Source organism: Salmonella sp. SJTUF15570, assembly GCF_043357055.1.
Lineage (GTDB): Bacteria > Pseudomonadota > Gammaproteobacteria > Enterobacterales > Enterobacteriaceae > Salmonella > Salmonella enterica.
In genome coordinates, this window is record NZ_JBEUKJ010000010.1 from 114,977 (window position 1) to 133,044 (window position 18,068).

The 18,068-nt window shown below is 52.6% G+C and carries 19 protein-coding genes and 1 pseudogene; 3 read left to right on the forward strand and 17 right to left on the reverse strand.

Features of this window, described 5'->3' with window-relative positions; all coding sequences use genetic code 11:
• Positions 1-41 precede the first annotated feature (41 nt).
• The 5 genes from ABVN44_RS18830 to ABVN44_RS18850 form a co-directional block, all read right to left on the reverse strand.
• A complete protein-coding gene (locus tag ABVN44_RS18830; RefSeq protein WP_000593026.1) occupies positions 42-995 on the reverse strand; it encodes a transketolase family protein in 954 nt (317 codons plus the stop codon).
• A complete protein-coding gene (locus ABVN44_RS18835; RefSeq protein ID WP_001103272.1) occupies positions 988-1,818 on the reverse strand; it encodes a transketolase in 831 nt (276 codons plus the stop codon). Before ABVN44_RS18835 ends, ABVN44_RS18830 begins: the two co-directional genes overlap by 8 nt.
• A complete protein-coding gene (locus ABVN44_RS18840; RefSeq protein WP_001518515.1) occupies positions 1,815-3,206 on the reverse strand; it encodes a PTS ascorbate transporter subunit IIC in 1,392 nt (463 codons plus the stop codon). Before ABVN44_RS18840 ends, ABVN44_RS18835 begins: the two co-directional genes overlap by 4 nt.
• 20 nt (positions 3,207-3,226) lie before the next feature.
• Positions 3,227-3,499 carry a PTS sugar transporter subunit IIB gene (locus ABVN44_RS18845; RefSeq protein WP_000699818.1) on the reverse strand — a complete coding sequence of 91 codons (273 nt, stop codon included), beginning with the start codon at positions 3,497-3,499 and terminating at the stop codon, positions 3,227-3,229.
• Between the two features lie 80 nt (positions 3,500-3,579).
• Positions 3,580-4,023, reverse strand: coding sequence for a PTS sugar transporter subunit IIA (locus tag ABVN44_RS18850; protein ID WP_000901813.1), 444 nt, complete (start codon positions 4,021-4,023; stop codon positions 3,580-3,582).
• A gap of 252 nt (positions 4,024-4,275) precedes the next feature.
• Here ABVN44_RS18850 and ABVN44_RS18855 point away from each other — a divergent pair, with 252 nt between their 5' ends.
• Positions 4,276-5,295 (forward strand): LacI family DNA-binding transcriptional regulator, encoded by a 1,020-nt coding sequence (locus ABVN44_RS18855; RefSeq protein WP_000026949.1) that lies wholly within the window; start codon positions 4,276-4,278, stop codon positions 5,293-5,295.
• Between the two features lie 5 nt (positions 5,296-5,300).
• Here the strand turns inward: ABVN44_RS18855 and yfcD are convergent, their stop codons facing one another.
• The 3 genes from yfcD to yfcF are packed head-to-tail and all read right to left on the reverse strand — an operon-like array spanning position 5,301 to position 7,163.
• A complete protein-coding gene (yfcD, locus tag ABVN44_RS18860; protein WP_000230215.1) occupies positions 5,301-5,855 on the reverse strand; it encodes an NUDIX hydrolase YfcD in 555 nt (184 codons plus the stop codon).
• 56 nt (positions 5,856-5,911) lie between these two features.
• Positions 5,912-6,463 carry a phosphodiesterase gene (yfcE, locus tag ABVN44_RS18865; protein ID WP_000772458.1) on the reverse strand — a complete coding sequence of 184 codons (552 nt, stop codon included), beginning with the start codon at positions 6,461-6,463 and terminating at the stop codon, positions 5,912-5,914.
• Positions 6,464-6,518: 55 nt separating this feature from the next.
• Positions 6,519-7,163, reverse strand: coding sequence for a glutathione transferase (yfcF, locus tag ABVN44_RS18870; RefSeq protein WP_000043010.1), 645 nt, complete (start codon positions 7,161-7,163; stop codon positions 6,519-6,521).
• Positions 7,164-7,305: 142 nt separating this feature from the next.
• Here yfcF and yfcG point away from each other — a divergent pair, with 142 nt between their 5' ends.
• A complete protein-coding gene (yfcG, locus tag ABVN44_RS18875; RefSeq protein WP_023232278.1) occupies positions 7,306-7,953 on the forward strand; it encodes a GSH-dependent disulfide bond oxidoreductase in 648 nt (215 codons plus the stop codon).
• 125 nt (positions 7,954-8,078) lie between these two features.
• Positions 8,079-8,972 (forward strand): TIGR01777 family oxidoreductase, encoded by an 894-nt coding sequence (locus ABVN44_RS18880; protein ID WP_001166274.1) that lies wholly within the window; start codon positions 8,079-8,081, stop codon positions 8,970-8,972.
• Between the two features lie 51 nt (positions 8,973-9,023).
• On the opposite strand, the gene hisP is transcribed toward ABVN44_RS18880, so the two are convergent.
• The 9 genes and pseudogenes from hisP to ABVN44_RS18925 form a co-directional block, all read right to left on the reverse strand.
• Positions 9,024-9,797: a histidine ABC transporter ATP-binding protein HisP gene (gene hisP / locus ABVN44_RS18885; protein ID WP_001293591.1), complete on the reverse strand. Its 774-nt coding sequence runs from the start codon at positions 9,795-9,797 to the stop codon at positions 9,024-9,026.
• 13 nt (positions 9,798-9,810) lie between these two features.
• The gene (gene hisM / locus ABVN44_RS18890) at positions 9,811-10,518 is read right to left on the reverse strand and encodes a histidine ABC transporter permease HisM (RefSeq protein ID WP_000569771.1); all 708 of its coding nucleotides are present in this window, start codon (positions 10,516-10,518) and stop codon (positions 9,811-9,813) included.
• Positions 10,515-11,201 (reverse strand): histidine ABC transporter permease HisQ, encoded by a 687-nt coding sequence (locus ABVN44_RS18895; RefSeq protein WP_000965495.1) that lies wholly within the window; start codon positions 11,199-11,201, stop codon positions 10,515-10,517. Before ABVN44_RS18895 ends, hisM begins: the two co-directional genes overlap by 4 nt.
• A 180-nt stretch (positions 11,202-11,381) precedes the next feature.
• Positions 11,382-12,164 (reverse strand): histidine ABC transporter substrate-binding protein HisJ, encoded by a 783-nt coding sequence (hisJ, locus tag ABVN44_RS18900; protein WP_000731868.1) that lies wholly within the window; start codon positions 12,162-12,164, stop codon positions 11,382-11,384.
• A gap of 237 nt (positions 12,165-12,401) precedes the next feature.
• On the reverse strand, positions 12,402-13,184 hold the full coding sequence (gene argT, locus ABVN44_RS18905; protein WP_000754423.1) for a lysine/arginine/ornithine ABC transporter substrate-binding protein ArgT: 783 nt from the start codon (positions 13,182-13,184) through the stop codon (positions 12,402-12,404).
• 288 nt (positions 13,185-13,472) lie between these two features.
• The gene (locus ABVN44_RS18910) at positions 13,473-14,042 is read right to left on the reverse strand and encodes a UbiX family flavin prenyltransferase (RefSeq protein ID WP_000825680.1); all 570 of its coding nucleotides are present in this window, start codon (positions 14,040-14,042) and stop codon (positions 13,473-13,475) included.
• Between the two features lie 26 nt (positions 14,043-14,068).
• A pseudogene (locus ABVN44_RS18915) lies at positions 14,069-15,475 on the reverse strand (amino acid permease).
• Positions 15,476-15,538: 63 nt separating this feature from the next.
• Positions 15,539-16,642, reverse strand: coding sequence for an alanine/ornithine racemase family PLP-dependent enzyme (locus ABVN44_RS18920; protein ID WP_000281905.1), 1,104 nt, complete (start codon positions 16,640-16,642; stop codon positions 15,539-15,541).
• Position 16,643: 1 nt separating this feature from the next.
• Positions 16,644-18,065, reverse strand: a complete 1,422-nt coding sequence (locus ABVN44_RS18925; protein ID WP_000072512.1) for an APC family permease — start codon at positions 18,063-18,065, stop codon at positions 16,644-16,646.
• Positions 18,066-18,068: the final 3 nt, after the last annotated feature.

Consider the following 18,068-nt stretch of genomic DNA (forward strand, 5'->3'; position numbering starts at 1 on the left):
TGCCGGATGAGCATCAGCGCCATCCGGCAATATCTCCATGATTAAAGCAGTGATTTCGCGGCTTCTACAATCGCTTCGGCGGTGAGTCCGTACTCTTGTTGTAAGAAATCCTGCGTTCCTACCTGCCCATAACGCTCTTTGACGCCAACACGGCGCATCGGCACCGGACAGTTTTCCACCAGCACTTCCGCCACCGCTGACCCCAGTCCATTATGGATGCTGTGGTTTTCACACGTGACGATACGCCGCGTTTTTTCCGCGTAGTTTTTCACCAACATACGATCGATAGGCTTTAAGGTGAACATATCAATGACCGCGGCGCTCACACCTTCCTGCTCCAGTTGGCGCGCCGCCTCCAGCGCCTCCGCCACCATAATGCCGTTGGCGATAAGCGTAATATCATCGCCCTCGCGCAGTACGTTGCCCTTGCCAATGGTAAAGGTAGAGCCTGGCGCATAGATACTCCGCGCCTGCTTACGGATGGTACGCAGCCAGTAAAAACCGTCCAGATCCATTAGCTGGCGTAAAATATCCGCGAACATCACCGCATCCGTCACCTCCAGTACTACGGAGTGCGCCAGCCCGCGAACAATCCCCATATCTTCAAAAGACATATGGGTGCCGCCGTTATGGCACGCCGTCACTCCGGCATCGGAGGCGATCACTTTGACGTTGTTACGCTGATAATCCAGCGCCATGAAGAGCTGATCAAAACAGCGACGGCTGGCAAAAGCGGTAAAGGTATGCACAAACGGTTTACGACCGGTCAGCGCTAGACCCGCCGCAGTGCCAATCACATTCGCCTCCATAATACCGCAGTTAATGACATGCTGCGGGTAGTCACGCGCCACGCTGTCCATCGCCATTGAGCTCATTAAATCAGCCTCAAGCGCAATAATTGGGCTTCCGGCCTCAATCTGCCCGGCGACAAAACCGGCGTAAACTTTGCGCATTTCGATATCGTCTTTAAGCCCTGCGGGCGCAAGCTTAATCATGCATGACCTCCAGTTGATGAATGGCCTCATTGAGCGTCTGCTTCATGCCATCCGTCAGGCGTAAGTGGTGAGAATTCGTTAACTGCTCCAGGCATGGCACCCCCTGCCCTTTAATGCTGTCAAGGATCACAACCCGTGGCCGGGCATCGGCGGGCGGCACAGGCTGAACCACCGCCAGTAGTCCGGCGATATCATCGCCTTTGACGGTGACGACATCGAAACCAAACGCGCGGAATTTCCCTTCCAGATCGAACGGATTGATAATCTCCTCCAGCTCACCGTCAAGCTGCTGTTTGTTCCAGTCAATGAAAACGGTCAGATTATTCAGGCGGTGGTGGGCAATAAACTGAAACGCCTCCCAGCACTGCCCTTCATTCAGCTCGCCATCGCCGACAATGCAAAATACCCGGTTGGATCGCCGCGCTAGTTTATGCGACAAAGCCATTCCGCCCGCAATAGAGATGCCCTGTCCCAGTGAGCCGGTCGTGGCGTCCACGCCGCGCGTTTTTAGCCGATCCGGATGGCTGGGAAGACGGGTGCCGTTCTGGTTAAGCGTATTCAGCTCTTCGCGCGGGAAATAGCCTTTAATCGCCAGGGTACTGTACAACGCGGGGCCCGCATGGCCTTTCGACAGTACGAAGTAATCGCGTTCCGGCCAGTCCGGGTCGGCAGGGTCGATTTTCATCACCGCGCCGTACAGAACCGCCAGAGTTTCCACTACCGACATGCTGCCGCCATAGTGACCAAAGCCAAGATGGTTTAAGGATTTGAGCGTGGCGACGCGAATATCGCGCGCCAGTTGGGTGATTTCGGTTACGTTCATTCTTTCGCTCCGCTATTTTCCTGCACTTCGGCATTCGCTTTTTTGTTTTTGGCCAACACGTTGTACGCCACCAGTAGCGCGAATAGCGCCACCACCAGCCCCGTGATAGCCATCGGCGACAGATAACGCGCCAGGTTGCCCAGCAAAATACCGATTACGCCAAAGTCAGCATCCGAGAACGTGGTATTGGCGAAGCCGATCGCGCCGAGAACCGGCAGTAACAGCACTGGCAGGAAAGTGATTAATAGACCATTAGCAAATGCGCCGATCATCGCCCCGCGGCGACCGCCGGTGGCATTGCCAAAGACGCCTGCGGTCGCGCCGGTAAAGAAGTGCGGCACAACGCCTGGCAGGATCAACACAAGCTTCATCTGTCCAAGCAGGAACAGACCCACCAGCCCACCGAGAAAACTGAACAGGAAGCCAATCAGTACCGCGTTAGGGGCATAGGGATACACCACCGGGCAGTCCAGCGCCGGACGCGCGTTTGGCACCAGTTTTTCTGAAAAGCCGGTAAAGGCCGGAACAATTTCCGCCAGAATCAGACGGACGCCTTGCAGAATGATGAATACGCCGGCGGCGAAGGTGATTGCCATGATAATGGCGTACACCAGATAGTTTTGCCCGCCGCTAAACGTCGCTTCGACATACTCACGCCCTGCGCTGACTGCCATGATCAGATAGATAATCATCATGGTCAGCGAAATCGAGATAGAACTGTCGCGTAAAAAACTGAGGTTTTTCGGCAGGTTCATCTCTTCCGTGGAGCGGGAGCCTTTACCACACAGGCTGCCAATCCAGCCGGAAAGCACATATCCCAGGGTACCGAAGTGACCAAACGCAATGTCATCGGTACCGGTAATCCGCCTCATATAACGTTGGGCCAACGCCGGGAAGAAGGCCATCACCAGCCCCAGGATTAGCGATCCGGTGAAGACCAGCCCTACGCCCTCAAACCCCGCCACGGTCAGGATTACGCCAATCATACAGGCCATATAAAAGGTGTGATGCCCGGTCAAAAAGATATATTTAAGACGCGTAAAGCGCGCCACGACAATATTGGCCACCATACCAAATGCCATAATTAACGCCGTGGACGCGCCATATTTCTCCAGCGCGATTGAGACTATCGCTTCATTATTAGGAATAATGCCCTGAATATTAAAAGCGTGTTCAAACATACCCCCCAGTGGATTTAATGAACCCACCAGTACGGTTGCGCCACCGCCAAGCACAATAAAACCTAAAATGGTTTTAATCGTACCTTTTACCACATCGGAAAACGCTTTTTTCTGCGCCACCAGACCAATCAGCGCAATTAACCCTACAAGCACCGAGGGCACTTTTAAAATATCAACAACAAAATTCAGCGTTTCAAGGATAAACATATCCACCTCGCCAGCAATAATTATTGTTTAGCGAACCATGCGCGCAACTGCGTTTCCAGTTCGTTGATGTCGATGATGTTATTGATCACCACCAGTTGGCTTTCCGGTACGCTGGCGCTGGCCGCGATATCTTTGGCCATTACAAAAAGATCGGCAGCCCCGGGTGTGGCCGATGAGAGATCGGAGTGTTCTACTTCAGCGTCAATATTGAGTTTCTTTAATACTTTTTTAATGTTCATTTCTACCATAAAACTACTACCCAGGCCGGAACCGCAAATTGCCATGATTTTCATTATTGTCACCTTTTAAAAGTAGAGTTGGTCTGCATCACGCACGGGCGTAATGTTATTTACCGCAAGAAAATGGAATAAAATCAAAAACGGTCAATAATCGTTTTAATGTCCTCCAGGTTTTTTGCCTGATGTAATTTTTCCATATCTACATCACTGGAAAATAATTCCGCCAGCGCCGATATCATTTCGATATGACTGTGCTTATCAGGCGCCGCCAGCATAATAATGATGTCAACCGGATCGAATTCGTCTGCGCCAAATGAAACGCCGCGCTGTAGTTTCAGTAACGATAAACCTAACCCTTTCGCCCCCTCTTCCGGCCTCGCATGCGGCATCGCTAACCCTGGCGCTAATACATAATACGGCCCAAGCTTTTGGTGCTGCTGAACAATCGCCGTAAGGTATTCCGGTGCGATAACACCTGCGTCCAGCAGGGGTTTGCCGCAAATTTCCAGCGCCTGCGGCCACGTTTCCACGCTCTCCTGTAGCGTGATGGTTGCGTCAGATAACCAGGTTCCCAGCATGTTATTCGCCCCCACGGTGTATGAAATTATGAACAAACTTTATTCAAGCCATTCGATATTAGCTGCGATCGTTATCACAAAGATAGCGCTACCAGCGACTATTACTCAGAATTGTGATAGCGCTATCAAATTAAAATCATGGTGTGAAATCACAGCAAAAAAGCGGATTTAAGGCGTATACTGCCAGTCATGCGAAGCAAAGAACGACAATAAAAAAGCATCTCAACATGTTGTAATGACGCAGGAATTTGTATGTCGATACCCCGTAAACGGCGCAGTACCGGTAAAGTGACTATCGCCGATGTAGCCCAACTTGCCGGTGTAGGCACGATGACCGTATCACGAGCCTTACGCACGCCGGAACAGGTCTCTGATAAACTCCGGGAAAAAATCGAAGCGGCAGTGCATGAGCTGGGCTATATGCCTAATCTCGCCGCCAGCGCGCTGGCGTCTGCCTCCTCGCACACCATCGCGATGGTCGTACCGAACCTTGCGGAAGCGGGGTGTTCTGAAATGTTCGCCGGGCTGCAACAAATTTTACAGCCCGCTGGCTACCAGATTATGCTGGCGGAATCGCAGCATCGCGTGGAACAAGAGGAGAAGCTGCTCGAAACGCTGCTGGCCTCCAACATTGCCGCGGCGATTCTGCTTAGCGTCGAACATAGCACTACCGTGCGCCAGTGGCTGAAAAATGCCTCTATCCCGGTGATGGAGATGGGCGCGATTCGCAGCGATCCTATTGATATGAATATCGGTATTGATAACGTTGCGGCAATGTATGAGCTGACGGAAATGCTGATTCAGCGCGGTTATCAGAATATCGGGCTACTATGCGCCAATCAGGAGCAGTGGATTTTTCAGCAACATCTGCACGGCTGGTACAAAGCGATGCTTCGCCACCATATGTCGCCAAACCGGGTGATTAATGCCGCCTTGCCGCCCAATTTTTCTACCGGCGCGTCGCAACTGCCGGAGTTTTTACTGGCGTGGCCGGAACTGGACGCGCTGGTATGCGTATCGGATGAGCTGGCCTGCGGCGCGTTATACGAGTGCCAACGACGGCGGATCAAAGTTCCGGACGATTTAGCGGTGGTCGGGTTTGGCGATAGCGATGTCAGCCGGGTCTGTCAGCCGCCGTTAACCACCATGGCCGTACCGCACCGTAAGATTGGCAGTGAAGCCGGACGGGCGCTGTTGGAAAGGTTAAATCAGGGCAACTGGAGCGATCGAAAATCCATCGCCTCCAGTTTATGTATGCGGGAAAGCTGCTAAAACGCTTATTCCGTCTCTTCCGGTTTCTCCTGAAGCGCAGCTTCGTTTTTGGCGTTGCGGGTCATCCACAGCGCCAGCGCTTTGAGCGAATCTGGCGTAAACTCATCACAGCGCGCGGTGATCTCCTCCGGAGTCAGCCAACACACTTCGCTGACTTCATCTTCCTGAAGCGCGAAAGGCCCGTGGGAAACGCAGCTAAACAGCGCGCCCCAAACCCGGCAATGTTGGTCTTCAAAGTAAAACAGACCGTGTTCGGCAAACGGCACGCCTGCAATACCCAACTCTTCTTCCGCTTCGCGGCGGGCAGATTCCAGTAGCTGCTCATCAGCCTGGACCACGCCGCCTGCGGTAGCATCTAACATACCGGGCAAAAAATCTTTTGTTTCGGTACGACGCTGCACCAGAATTTTACCCATACCATCATGAACGACGATATACGTCGCACGATGCCGTAAGCGTTGCGCACGCATCTGTTCCCGGCTGGACTGTGCAATGACTTCATTGTCTTCATTCACAATATCCACCCATTCCGTACTTGCCAAACGACGCTGTTCCACCATCAGGAAACCTTCTTATTTCTGGCGCTCTTACGGCGCATTTACGTTTGTGAGGTAAATTACGAGTTAATTGCAACCTGCGCAATGATACTTTGATCATTGAGTGCGATTACGCTCAACACATTATCATCCAGAATACCGTAGCTTGCCGCATACCCGCCTTTCGGGATGCTCACTGACCCAGGATTAAAGTGATACAGTCCTTCCTGCTGTTGCGCCACCGGCAGATGCGTATGACCATAGACCAACACATCGCCAGTATGCAGAGCGGGCAGATTCGTCGGCCCGAAGAGGTGCCCATGCGTTAAAAATAGCCGCCTCTCTTGCGTCAATATTTGCTGCCACGGCGCAGTTATCGGGAAATGCAGCAGCATCTGATCCACTTCGCTATCGCAGTTGCCGCGCACGGCAATGATTTGCGTCGCCACCGCGTTCAGGCGTTCGGCGACCTGGGCGGGCGCATAGCCTTCAGGCAGCGCATTTCGCGGCCCGTGGTTAAGGACATCGCCTAATATCACCAGCCAACGCGCGCCGCTTTGCGCGAACCGCTCAAGCACGCGTTCCGTGGCGGGTAAAGAACCATGAATGTCCGATGCGAACATCAGTTTCATCGCTCACTCCTCGTTGTGAAAAACGGCGTTATAATACTGGAATATGAATAGATTTTCAGCCTGAACGCTTCGAGGAAAGCGCAATAAAACGCTGTACGGAAGCACGCTGCCACTGGAATGTCGCATACGCCGCCAGCGACGCCGGCACGTCATCGCCATGCAGCGCCAGACGATTGATCATCAATGCCAGATCGGTATCGGCAATGCACCATTCACCAAATAAATTTTGCGTCCCCTGCCCCAATAGCGCTTCAGCCGTCGCAAACAGTTTTGCCGCGCTGGCTTTTCCAGCCTCGCTTAGCGGCGCTTTTTTCGCCCCGGCAAACACCACGTCGGTAGGCCGTTCTTCGCGAAGCGGCAGTAAATCGCTGCGTAGCCACGCCTGAATCTGTCGCGCGCGGGCGCGTTTTTGTAAATCGTGCGGGTAGATACGCTCCCACTGCGGCGGCGCGAAACGCTCCTCCAGGTATTCCGCAATAGCGGACGACTCGCTCAGCTCAAAATTGTCGGCCTCAAGCACCGGTACGCGCTGCGTCAGCGCATATCCCCGCCAGCCAGGTTGCAGATGTTCTCCCTGGTCCAGATCGCGGGTTTTCAGAGTAAAGGAAAGCCCTTTTTCTTGTAATGCCACCCAGGCGGACAAGACGTAGGGAGAAAAAAAGTTCGCATCCGACCACAGCACAATAACAGGCTTACTCATAATGTCCTCTTGAGGGCGTATTAAGTTTCTTCCCAAAATATAGCGTCTTTCGCCTGCTGTCACCTGATGAAAACTCACACACATCAGGAGGCTTTCTATACTTAATTCAGCCCAGACTCTTTACGCACATGCAGGAGCCAAAATGATTGACCTTTACTACGCCCCCACGCCCAACGGGCATAAAATAACGCTGTTTCTGGAAGAGGCGGAGCTGGCGTATCGTTTGCTAAAAGTAGATATCAGCAAGGGCAATCAGTTTCGCCCTGATTTTTTGGCTATCTCTCCCAATAATAAAATTCCTGCCATCGTCGATCACGCCCCGGCAGACGGCGGTCAACCGCTTAGTCTTTTTGAATCCGGCGAGATTCTTCTCTACCTGGCGGAAAAAAGCGGCAAACTGCTTAGCGGGGAGCTGCGTGAACGCCATACCACGCTGCAATGGCTGTTCTGGCAGGTCGGCGGGTTAGGGCCGATGCTGGGCCAGAATCATCACTTTAACCATTTTGCGCCGCAGGCCATCCCCTATGCGATTGAACGCTATCAGGTTGAAACGCAACGCTTATACAACGTCCTGAATAAACGCCTTGAAGCCTCCCCGTGGCTGGGCGGCGACCACTACAGTATTGCGGATATCGCCAGTTGGCCGTGGGTTAACGCACATCAGCGTCAGCGAATCGATCTTGATACCTACCCGGCGGTGTATAACTGGTTTGAACGCATTCGCACGCGTCCTGCGACAGCGCGCGCACTGTTACAAGCGCAACTGCACTGTAACAGTGCGAAAGCGTAACGCGGTGGCATACATCATGTATGATGTAGAGGTGTATACACGGAAAAAACCTGCGTCCGGCACCCTTATTCGTATTAAAAACCTGACATTAGGGAAGAGGAAATCCTCCCTACTCTGGAGGTCATATGCAGATTCTGATTACCGGCGGTACGGGCCTGATAGGGCGTCATCTCATTCCCCGGCTGTTAACACTGGGGCATCAGGTGACGGTCGTTACGCGCAATCCCGATAACGCGCGTCAGATTCTCGATTCCAGAGTGACATTATGGAAAGGGCTGGCGGAACGTGAGCACCTCAATGAGATTGATGCCATCATCAATCTGGCGGGCGAACCGATTGCCGACAAGCGCTGGACGTCGCAACAAAAAGAACGGTTGTGCCAAAGCCGCTGGGCTATCACGCAAAAGTTGGTGGATTTAATTCATGCCAGCGCTACGCCGCCCTCGGTGTTGATATCCGGCTCCGCCACGGGCTATTACGGCGATCTGGGCGACGTTGTCGTCACTGAAGATGAGCCGCCGCACAACGAATTTACGCATAAACTTTGCGCCCGCTGGGAACAGATTGCCTGTCGTGCGCAGAGCGACCAGACCCGCGTCTGCCTGCTGCGTACCGGCGTTGTCCTGGCGCCGCAAGGCGGGATTCTGGGGAAAATGGTTCCGCCGTTTCGCCTTGGACTCGGCGGTCCGGTGGGTAATGGTCGGCAATATCTGGCCTGGATTCACATCGACGATATGGTCAACGGCATTCTGTGGCTGCTGGATAACGATCTTCGCGGTCCCTTCAATATGGTCTCGCCGTATCCCGTCCATAATGAGCATTTTGCTCATGCGCTGGGTCGCGCGCTGCGCCGTCCGGCGATTATTCGCATTCCGGCGACGGCAATTCGCTTATTGATGGGAGAGTCGTCAGTGCTGGTGTTGGGCGGACAGCGGGCGCTGCCAAAACGGCTTGAAGCCGCCGGATTCGCATTTCGCTGGTATGATTTAGAAGAGGCGCTGGCGGATGTGATTCGCTAGTTCCCAAAGCGCCGTATCCTGCCCGGTGAGCGATGCGCCGCCGGGCTTCTTTTATTTCAGCGAGCCTTTCAGGAATTGCTGTAAACGCGGGCTTTGCGGATTACCGAACACCTGCTCCGGATCGCCCTCTTCTTCAATTTTCCCCTGATGCAGAAAAATAACGTGCGAAGAGACATGGCGAGCGAAGCCCATTTCATGCGTGACCACCACCATCGTTTTGCCTTCTTCCGCCAGTTGTTGCATGATGCGCAACACTTCGCCGACCAGTTCAGGATCGAGCGCCGATGTGGGTTCATCGAACAGTAAAACGTCAGGTTCCATCGCCAGCGCGCGCGCAATAGAAACGCGCTGCTGCTGGCCGCCGGAGAGATGGACGGGATATTTGCCCTGAGCGCGCTCATCAATCCCCACCTTCGCCAGATATTTCAACGCCCGCTCGCGCGCGTCGTGCTTGCTTAATCCCAGTACCTGAATCGGCGCTTCCATCACATTTTCCAGCACCGTCATGTGGCTCCAGAGGTTGAAGTGCTGAAACACCATCGTCAGGCGGGTACGCAACAAGCGTAGCTGATTTTTATCCGCCACTTTGAGCTGCCCGTCTTTGTCGCGCACCAGATTAATGTTCTGACCGTTCACGATAATCGCGCCTTCGCTCGGTTTTTCGAGGAAGTTAATGCAGCGCAAAAAAGTGCTTTTACCGGAGCCGGACGAGCCGATGATGCTAATCACATCTCCGGCGCGGGCCTGCAGCGATACCCCTTTCAGCACTTCATGACCGCCGTAGCGTTTGTGCAAATCGATAACGTGTAATTTATTTTCTGACATCATGTTACTCGAATTATTTAGAGGACACGTGCTGCAACCAGCGTCTTTCCGCCCGACGGAACAGGCTTATCAGGACATACGAAATGAGTAAATACAACACGGCGGCAATGCCAAACGCGGTAAACGGCTGGTAAGTCGCTGAGTTAATATCGCGGGCGATTTTCAACAAATCCGGCACCGTCGCGGTAAACGCCAGCGCCGTAGAGTGCAGCATTAAAATCACTTCGTTGCTGTAGGCAGGCAAGGCGATGCGTAATGCCGACGGCAAAATAATGCAGCGATACATTTTAAATGACGAGAAGCCATAGGCCCGTGCCGCTTCAATTTCACCGTGCGGCACCGAGCGAATCGCCCCGGCGAAAATTTCCGTGGTGTACGCGCAGGTATTCAGCGTCAGCGCCAGTACGGTACAGTTCAGTCCGCTGCGGAAAAACGCGTTAAGAAGATCGGTGCCTTTGACTATCTCCAGCGTATACATCCCCGAATAGAACACCAGTAGCTGTACGTACAGCGGCGTGCCGCGAAAAATATACGTAAACAGCCAGATGGGAAAACGGATGAATTTATTACTGGAAACGCGACCTACCGCCAGAATCACCGCCAGAAGACCGCCCATCACCACCGATGAAATTAACAGCCACAGCGTAATCGCCACGCCGGTAAAACGATAGCCATCCGTCCACAGCAGGGATTTCCAGTACTCCTGAATGATCTCAATCACAAATCGGCCCTCTTCACGCCCACGGAATAGCGACGCTCAAGTAAGAGCAGCACACCATTGGAAACGGTGGTAAATACCAGGTAGATAAGTCCACAGACCACGGCAAAATAGAAAGGCTCCCAGGTGCTTTTACCGGCAAGCTGCGTGGCTTTGACGACATCTTCCAGGCCCAGCAGCGACACCAGCGCCGTCGCTTTGAGTATCACCTGCCAGTTATTGCCGATCCCCGGCAGGGCGTAACGCATCATCGCCGGGAACATAATCCGCCGGAAGGTTTGCCCGTGGGTAAAACCAAAAGCCGTCGCCGCCTCGATATGGCCTTTCGGCACCGCCATAAACGCGCCGCGAAAGGTTTCGGTAAAATAGGCGCCGTAGATGAAACCAAGGGTGATAATACCGGCCACCATCGGATCAATATCTATCTGGTCGATACCCAGCGAATCGGTCACCACGTTAAGCGCGATTTGCAATCCGTAAAATATCAGCAGCATTAAGACCAGATCCGGCACCCCGCGAATCAGGGTGGTGTATCCTTCAAAAATAAGCCCCGTTATCCGGTTTTGCGAAAGCTTCGCCCCCGCGCCGACAAGACCAATAAGCACGGCCAGCACCACGGAACTGAGCGCCAGTTCCAGCGTGACGATCGCGCCCTGTAAAATTACGCCTGAAAACCCGTACAACATGCAGCCTGTCCTGTTGTGTGTGGTGAAGTAAGAAGCCTCTTTTGCATTTTTGCCTCACATCACGCCGGATGGCGGCTATGCCTTGTCAGGCCTACGATGCTCCGTAGGCCTGACAAGCGCAGCGCCATCAGGCAATGCAGACAGTCAACATTCTTTGGGCTTTATCTGCACCGACGGTGATTAACCGCCATAAACATCAAAATCAAAGTACTTTTTCGCCAGCTTTTCGTAAGTACCGTCAGCACGCATTTCAGCAAAGGCTTTGTTCAGCGCTTCGCGCAGCTCGTTATCCTCTTTGCGCAGCCCCATACCGGTTCCTACGCCGAATAACTTCTCATCTTTCACCGCCGGGCCGCCGAATTTATAGTCTTTTCCGACGGGCTGTTTAAGGAAACCTTCGCTGGCCGCGACCTCGTCCTGGAACGCTGCATCAATACGACCCGCCGTCAGATCGGAATAAATGTTGTCCTGCCCCTGGTAAGAGACGATCTCAATCCCTTTCGGCGCCCAATGCTCATTGCCGAAGGTCTCCTGCGTCGTCCCCTGTAGCACGCCGACGCGCTTGCCTTTCAGCGACGCGACGGTCGGCTGAATATCAGAGTTCTTCGCCACCACCAGACGGGAATCAGCGGCGTAAAGCTTGTCGGTAAACGCGATTTCCTGCTGGCGCTTTTCAGTGATGGACAGCGAGGACATGATGGCATCAATTTTCTTCGCTTTTAAAGACGGAATCAGCGCATCCAGCGGGTTTTCCACGAACGTACACTGTGTGTTGATACGTTTGCACAGCTCTTTGGCCAGATCGATATCAAAGCCGACCAATTCACCTTGTGCATTTTTGGATTCAAACGGTGCGTATGTAGGATCGGTACCGATACGAATCTTTTGTGGAATAGCGGCAAATGCTGCGGTAGCGCTGGAAAATGCCAGCACCAGAGAAAGGGATAACGCCAGTTTTTTCATAACTATCCTCAACAGACTGTCTTTCCAGGAGATCTTTACAGATCCGATGCGACTATCGTGCCATTAATCAGGCCGACAAGGCAAAGCATTCTACCTTGTCAGCCGGTTTATTTTGCATAAAAATCGATTAAGTATGCATTTATGCGCCTGTTCCGCAACGGCTTATGCACCAAAAAGGTGCAAAACATCTATTTTGCACCGTGATAGTTCCCCAGCGCGGCGCGTTATCCCCTTCCCTCAATCGCCGTAAACATTAAAATCGAAGTACTTTTTGGCCATTTTGTCGTAAGTTCCGTCCTGGCGCAGTTCGGTCAGCGCTTTATCAAACGCGGCTTTTAGCTCGGTATCGTCTTTACGCAGCCCAACCCCCGTCCCGTCGCCAAAATATTTTTTATCCTTCACGGAAGGACCGGCAAACGCATACTCTTTGCCCGCTGGCTGCTTCAGGAAACCTTCGCTGGCGGCGACTTCATCCTGCAATGCGGCATCCAGACGACCGGCGGTTAAATCGGAATAGATAAGATCCTGGTTAGCATAAGCCACCACATCCACGCCTTTAGTGCGCCAGTTATCATTGGCGTAAGCCTCTTGCGTGGACCCTTGCAGCACGCCGACATGCTTGCCTTTCAGCGATTCCAGCGTCGGCTGAATGGGAGACCCTTTTGCCGCAATCAGGCGTGAATCCGCCGCGTAAAGTTTGTCGGAAAACGCAATTTCTTGCTGGCGTTTATCGGTGATAGAGAGCGATGAAATAATGGCATCAATTTTTTTCGCTTTTAGTGAGGGAATAAGCGCATCAAAGTCGCTGGCGACCCAGGTACATTTCACCTGCATACGCTTACACATTTCATTACCGAGATCGATATCAAAGCCAATAAACTCGCCTTTGGCATCTTTTGATGAGAAAGGCGCGTAGGTGGTATCTGTTCCAATACGAACCGTTTGCGGGAGCGCGGCGTAACTGGCCGCCGTCGCGCCCAGACCTATCAGCAAAGACAAAGCGAGAACGGTCTTCTTCATACATACCCCTCAAGTGGCGTCATTTTCTTATGTTTTACGTGGTGTTGTGTGTTTGCAGACTTTTTCATGCAGGTCTTATGCCATTTTCACGTCAGCAAAACGATTCGACGTTAAATTTGTTAATAAAACGTTGCAATATTGTCCTGATGTTGAAGATAGCAGGTATGACGGTTGAACCGCAGCGTTTCGGCGGCTTTTAACGAATTAAATGTTGAGGATATGATCGCGGTTACAAAATTGCCCTGAAACAGGGCAACAGGGACAATAATGCACGCTAAACAGACAACGCTATGCGCCCTGCCAGCGAACAAAAAGATCGTGCGGAAGGGGGATATCAAACTGATCCAAAACTCGGTTAACCGTTTGATTTATAATATCATCTAACGTCTGAGGAAGATGATAAAAAGCCGGAACCGGCGGCATAATCACCGCGCCTATCTCAGCGGCCTGGGTCATTAAACGCAAATGCCCGATATGCAGCGGCGTTTCGCGCACACACAGCACCAGAGGTCGCCGCTCTTTTAATATCACATCCGCTGCGCGGGTAAGCAGTCCGTCAGTATAACTGTGGACAATCCCCGACAGCGTTTTAATCGAACAGGGCAAGATAACCATTCCCGCCGTCGGGTAAGAGCCCGAGGAAATGCTGGCGGCAATGTCGCGCGCATCGTGCGTCACATCGGCCAGCGCCTGCACCTCGCGCAGCGAAAAATGGGTCTCCAGCGCCAGCGTTTGCCGGGCCGCCTGGCTCATCACCAGATGCGTTTCCACGCTATCGACATCGCGCAAAATTTGTAATAAGCGCACGCCATAAATCGCTCCGCTGGCGCCGCTAATTCCTACAATGAGTCGTTTCATGTTCTCTTACCGTTTACGAGCGCCGTTCATCCCACTGTGTTACGTAATCGGCTCAAAGTGGGTCTGAAGAGATACCATGACAAAAGAATCCCTATCATAAAAGCCAGCTCAACCAACATTATCACTACCCCTTGCTCACTAAACCAGGTGCCGACCATAATGGCAAAATTGGTGATAATGACAAATCGGGCCGTCCAGGGGAAAAGCGGCGATCGATAGCGTAGCAAATCGCTGGCGTACGTTCCATTACGCACCGATTGTCGGAAACGATACTGGCACCATCCGATGGTTATCCATGCCAGGCAACCCACCTGCCCGGTACTGGCGATCAGATATAAATAAAATTGCTGTGCGGGAATATAGCGGGTCAGCAACGACACCAACGCCAGCAAGGCCGTGATTAAAATAGCATACACCGGCACGCCGCCGCCGTTCGTTTTACCAAAGCAGGCTGGCGCAAAGCGATCGCCCGCCATAGACCACAGCATACGCGAACTGGCGTAAATAGCCGAGTTAGCGGCAGAAACCGCGGCGGAAAAGATCACCAGCGTCATCAGCGTATCCGCCCCCGGAATGCCCGCGTGGGAGAATACCCATACAAAGGGACTTTGTCCATTTGGTGTCAGTTCATGCGGATAGACCAGCGCCAGCACCGCAATCGCCAGGCCGTAAAACAAAATGATTCTGAGACCGATCCCCAGGATCACTTTCGGTAAAATAATGTGCGGCGATTCGGTCTCCCCTGCCGCATTTCCTACCAGTTCCACCCCCTGGAAGGAGTAAATCACGATCGTCATACAGACCACAATTTGCTCCCAACCGTGGGGAAATCACACTCCGTCTGCTTTTAATGTCGGGTGCCAGTCGCTATGGCCCATTAGCGAGTAGATCATGACCCCGCCCGCGCAGATAAACAGCACGATCGCGAAAACCTTAATGGCCGAAAGCCAGTATTCGCATTCGCCAAAACTTTTTGCGGAGGTGAGATTGATGGCCGTCAGGATGAGCAGAATCGCCAGACAGAACATATATACCGGAACCGCGGGGAAAAACTGGTGAGCAATAAACCCTGCGGCAGTGAGGTCGGCTGCCAGGGAAAAGACCCAGCTAAACCAGTAAAGCCAGCCAATGGTATAGCTCCAGCAAGGTGACGGCATAAACATCAGCGCGTAATGTTGAAATGAACCGGAGTGAGGAAAGGCGCATGATAATTCGCCAAGACACATCATCGTCGCCAGCATAATGGTTCCGGCAAACAGATAGGCCAGTAAGGTTCCCGCCGGCCCGACGCTGCTTAACGGTTCGGCAATGCCGATAAATAAGCCGGTGCCAATCGTGCCGCCCAGCGACATCATCAGCAGGTGCCGCTTCTTCAGGTTACGCCGCAGACCGCCTTCAGGCTCTGCTGGCGGTGATTGTTGCAGGGTATCCATCGTTACTCCCTGTCTTTCGTGAGGTCAAAGATGCCGCCGCGACATAGCCGCGGCGGTTATGCGTTAACGCGTAAACCTCCAGGCGACGCCTTTGGTTTGGCAGGCCATTAACAGGCCCGTATAATCCAGCTCAAAGCGAACCACATCGCCTACTTTTAGCGACTGACGACAATCTTCAATATCCACCAGCGTATGATCGCTGGTTTGCCCTAAGATAGTGATAGCGTCGTCGCATGGCACACAGTTATCCGACGGCACATCCTGGCGACCAAACGCCAGCAATGCGCGTCGGCGTATGCCACGATCGACAAAGGATTTACTTTGCAAAAAGGCATCGACGCCCAGCTCCCCGACCGGGACGGTCGGTTTACTGTTCAGTTCGATGATTTCCGCTTCCAGGATATACATATCGGAACAGGCTTTATCGACCGGTTTTGCGGAGTGGTGAAATTCATTCAGGTATTTCATGTCCACATATTCAATGCCGAATTCATGCAGTCCGCCGATGCGCAGATGATTCAGCCCCTGCGGCCAGATACCTTTATCCAGCAGGTGATAGCTGGTGCAGTTTCCCGCAGAAAGCCGCCGGACAGGAATACCGCTGTCGGCTTCCAGCCGGGCGGCCAGCGCCAGAAAATCCTCGCCATTTTTTACCGTTGGCAACACGGTGCCGTAACAATTAAAGTTGGTGCCCAGTCCATATAATTCCAGACCGGGCAGACCAGTAATCAGAGTCACGGTCTCAAGAATGCGTTGATATTCACCAAACCAGATACCCTCGCGTAAATCGCCCATATCCACCATCAGTAATACCTGATGCGTTTTCCCCTGGCGTTGGGCTTCTTGCGATAATGCCCGTAATACCACCGGCTCGCTATTTAAACTAATATCCGCGTAGCGCACCACATCTTCGATTTCACTCAGACACGGGCTGCGTAACAGGCAGGTCGTACATCCTGTCTCGCGTATTTTTTTCAAATTATAGGTTCGTGATTCAGCAATAACGGTAATTCCGCCGTTGAACACCGCCTGCGCGGTTTCCACGCAGCCGTCAAAAACTTTATTGACAGCCATCACGTCAATACCGCTACTTGCCAGCAGAGCTTTTTCCGTGCGGGCGTTTTCTTCCAGCTTGCGTAGATTTATTTCCAGAACTGGCATATACATTTTATTTTCCTCCCGCCATGCTTAAACGGGCATTACGTTTCTGCGCCCGATGGTAAATGTACTCCGCGACGACAACCGCCAGCACGGCTCCGCCAATAATTTTCCCGGCGTACTGGAAATATCCGCCCATATCAATTTGAGAAGGCGGAATAAATAACAGCGCAACGGCAAAGGCGATAGAAAGAAAGCCCAGCGCGGGTAAAATAGCCGGTAAAACCTTGCCCGGAATTTTAAAACTTCTTGGCGTATCCGGCTGAGTCTTACGTAAACGCCAGAACGCCGGGAACATCACCAGGTAAGGAATAAAATAGGTGATGGTCGTTAGCGCCGTTAACATCCAGTAAGCCGCCGCAACGCTTGGCGAAATAAAAGTCGAAAAACACAGGACCGTGACAATAATCGCCTGTACAGTCAAGGCAAAGGCGGGCGTTTTCCACACCGGATGTAATTTGCCGATTCGGTCCCCCAGCAGATTATCTTCACGCGAGGCTTCCTGGAGCATATAAATCGGCCCCACCAGCCAGGAGTTAATCTGCCCGAGAGCGCCAAAAAACATACAGATGGCCATAACAGGAATTAACCACGGCATATGCAGCGTGTCCGCAGCAGCATGCATAGCCTGCATGACGCCTGCCACGATGTCGGTTTTCCCTGCGGGTAAAAGCGTGTTTAGCGCCCAGGTACCGACCATATAGATCCCAACGATAACGGCGGCGGAGACGGCCATCGCTCGCGGAAAATCACGCTGTGGATTACGGGTACGCCCGGCAATCATCGGGGCGACCTCCAGTCCGGCAAACGCAAACATCATGCTGGATAAGAAAACGATCGTATCCCAGTGTCCGAGATCCGGAATCCAGTTTTTCGCTGTAGTGTAGTCCGTCTGCATCTGGTGTCCGGTACATAGCCATACCACCGCCAGTAAAATGAGGATGGCGGAGGGAATAAATACGCCGCACCAGGCGCTGATGCTGTTAATAATTTTTGTCCATTCCATCCCGCGGATATTCATCAGCGTTAATAGCCAGAAAATTACCGCGGAACCAATACCGATAAATGCTTTATTTTCCGCCAGGCCGCCGCCGATCATATAGCCCAACGCGGTAAAGCCGAATTGCAGCATTAATGGGAAAAACAGTACGCAGGAAAAGAGAAAACAAACCACGACAATCCATGCAATACGTTTACCAAATGCCTCTTTAATCCAGACAAATATCCCGCCATCTTTCGGCCAGCCGGTTGACAGCTCGCCGCATACCATCGCTAAAGGAAAAAACAAGCAGAATGCGGCGATCACCCATAACAACATGGCCGATGCCCCGTAAGGCGCCACGTTAGGGATTTGCCGCAAACTCAGAATAGCGATGACATTCATAAAGACAATGTCTTTGATGCCAAGTAAGCCAGAATTCGTGTTACTCATGGC

What these genes read in the sequence shown, in the direction of transcription:
- ABVN44_RS18845 (WP_000699818.1), bottom strand. Translation starts at nt 3,499, where the DNA reads ATGAAAATCATGGCAATTTGCGGTTCCGGCCTGGGTAGTAGTTTTATG.
- ABVN44_RS18920 (WP_000281905.1), bottom strand. Translation starts at nt 16,642, where the DNA reads ATGTATATGCCAGTTCTGGAAATAAATCTACGCAAGCTGGAAGAAAAC.
- yfcD (WP_000230215.1), bottom strand. Translation starts at nt 5,855, where the DNA reads ATGGTGGAACAGCGTCGTTTGGCAAGTACGGAATGGGTGGATATTGTG.
- ABVN44_RS18910 (WP_000825680.1), bottom strand. Translation starts at nt 14,042, where the DNA reads ATGAAACGACTCATTGTAGGAATTAGCGGCGCCAGCGGAGCGATTTAT.
- ABVN44_RS18850 (WP_000901813.1), bottom strand. Translation starts at nt 4,023, where the DNA reads ATGCTGGGAACCTGGTTATCTGACGCAACCATCACGCTACAGGAGAGC.
- ABVN44_RS18855 (WP_000026949.1), top strand. Translation starts at nt 4,276, where the DNA reads ATGTCGATACCCCGTAAACGGCGCAGTACCGGTAAAGTGACTATCGCC.
- ABVN44_RS18840 (WP_001518515.1), bottom strand. Translation starts at nt 3,206, where the DNA reads ATGTTTATCCTTGAAACGCTGAATTTTGTTGTTGATATTTTAAAAGTG.
- ABVN44_RS18830 (WP_000593026.1), bottom strand. Translation starts at nt 995, where the DNA reads ATGATTAAGCTTGCGCCCGCAGGGCTTAAAGACGATATCGAAATGCGC.
- hisP (WP_001293591.1), bottom strand. Translation starts at nt 9,797, where the DNA reads ATGTCAGAAAATAAATTACACGTTATCGATTTGCACAAACGCTACGGC.
- ABVN44_RS18880 (WP_001166274.1), top strand. Translation starts at nt 8,079, where the DNA reads ATGCAGATTCTGATTACCGGCGGTACGGGCCTGATAGGGCGTCATCTC.
- yfcE (WP_000772458.1), bottom strand. Translation starts at nt 6,463, where the DNA reads ATGAAACTGATGTTCGCATCGGACATTCATGGTTCTTTACCCGCCACG.
- ABVN44_RS18835 (WP_001103272.1), bottom strand. Translation starts at nt 1,818, where the DNA reads ATGAACGTAACCGAAATCACCCAACTGGCGCGCGATATTCGCGTCGCC.
- ABVN44_RS18895 (WP_000965495.1), bottom strand. Translation starts at nt 11,201, where the DNA reads ATGTTGTACGGGTTTTCAGGCGTAATTTTACAGGGCGCGATCGTCACG.
- yfcG (WP_023232278.1), top strand. Translation starts at nt 7,306, where the DNA reads ATGATTGACCTTTACTACGCCCCCACGCCCAACGGGCATAAAATAACG.
- ABVN44_RS18925 (WP_000072512.1), bottom strand. Translation starts at nt 18,065, where the DNA reads ATGAGTAACACGAATTCTGGCTTACTTGGCATCAAAGACATTGTCTTT.
- yfcF (WP_000043010.1), bottom strand. Translation starts at nt 7,163, where the DNA reads ATGAGTAAGCCTGTTATTGTGCTGTGGTCGGATGCGAACTTTTTTTCT.
- argT (WP_000754423.1), bottom strand. Translation starts at nt 13,184, where the DNA reads ATGAAGAAGACCGTTCTCGCTTTGTCTTTGCTGATAGGTCTGGGCGCG.
- hisJ (WP_000731868.1), bottom strand. Translation starts at nt 12,164, where the DNA reads ATGAAAAAACTGGCGTTATCCCTTTCTCTGGTGCTGGCATTTTCCAGC.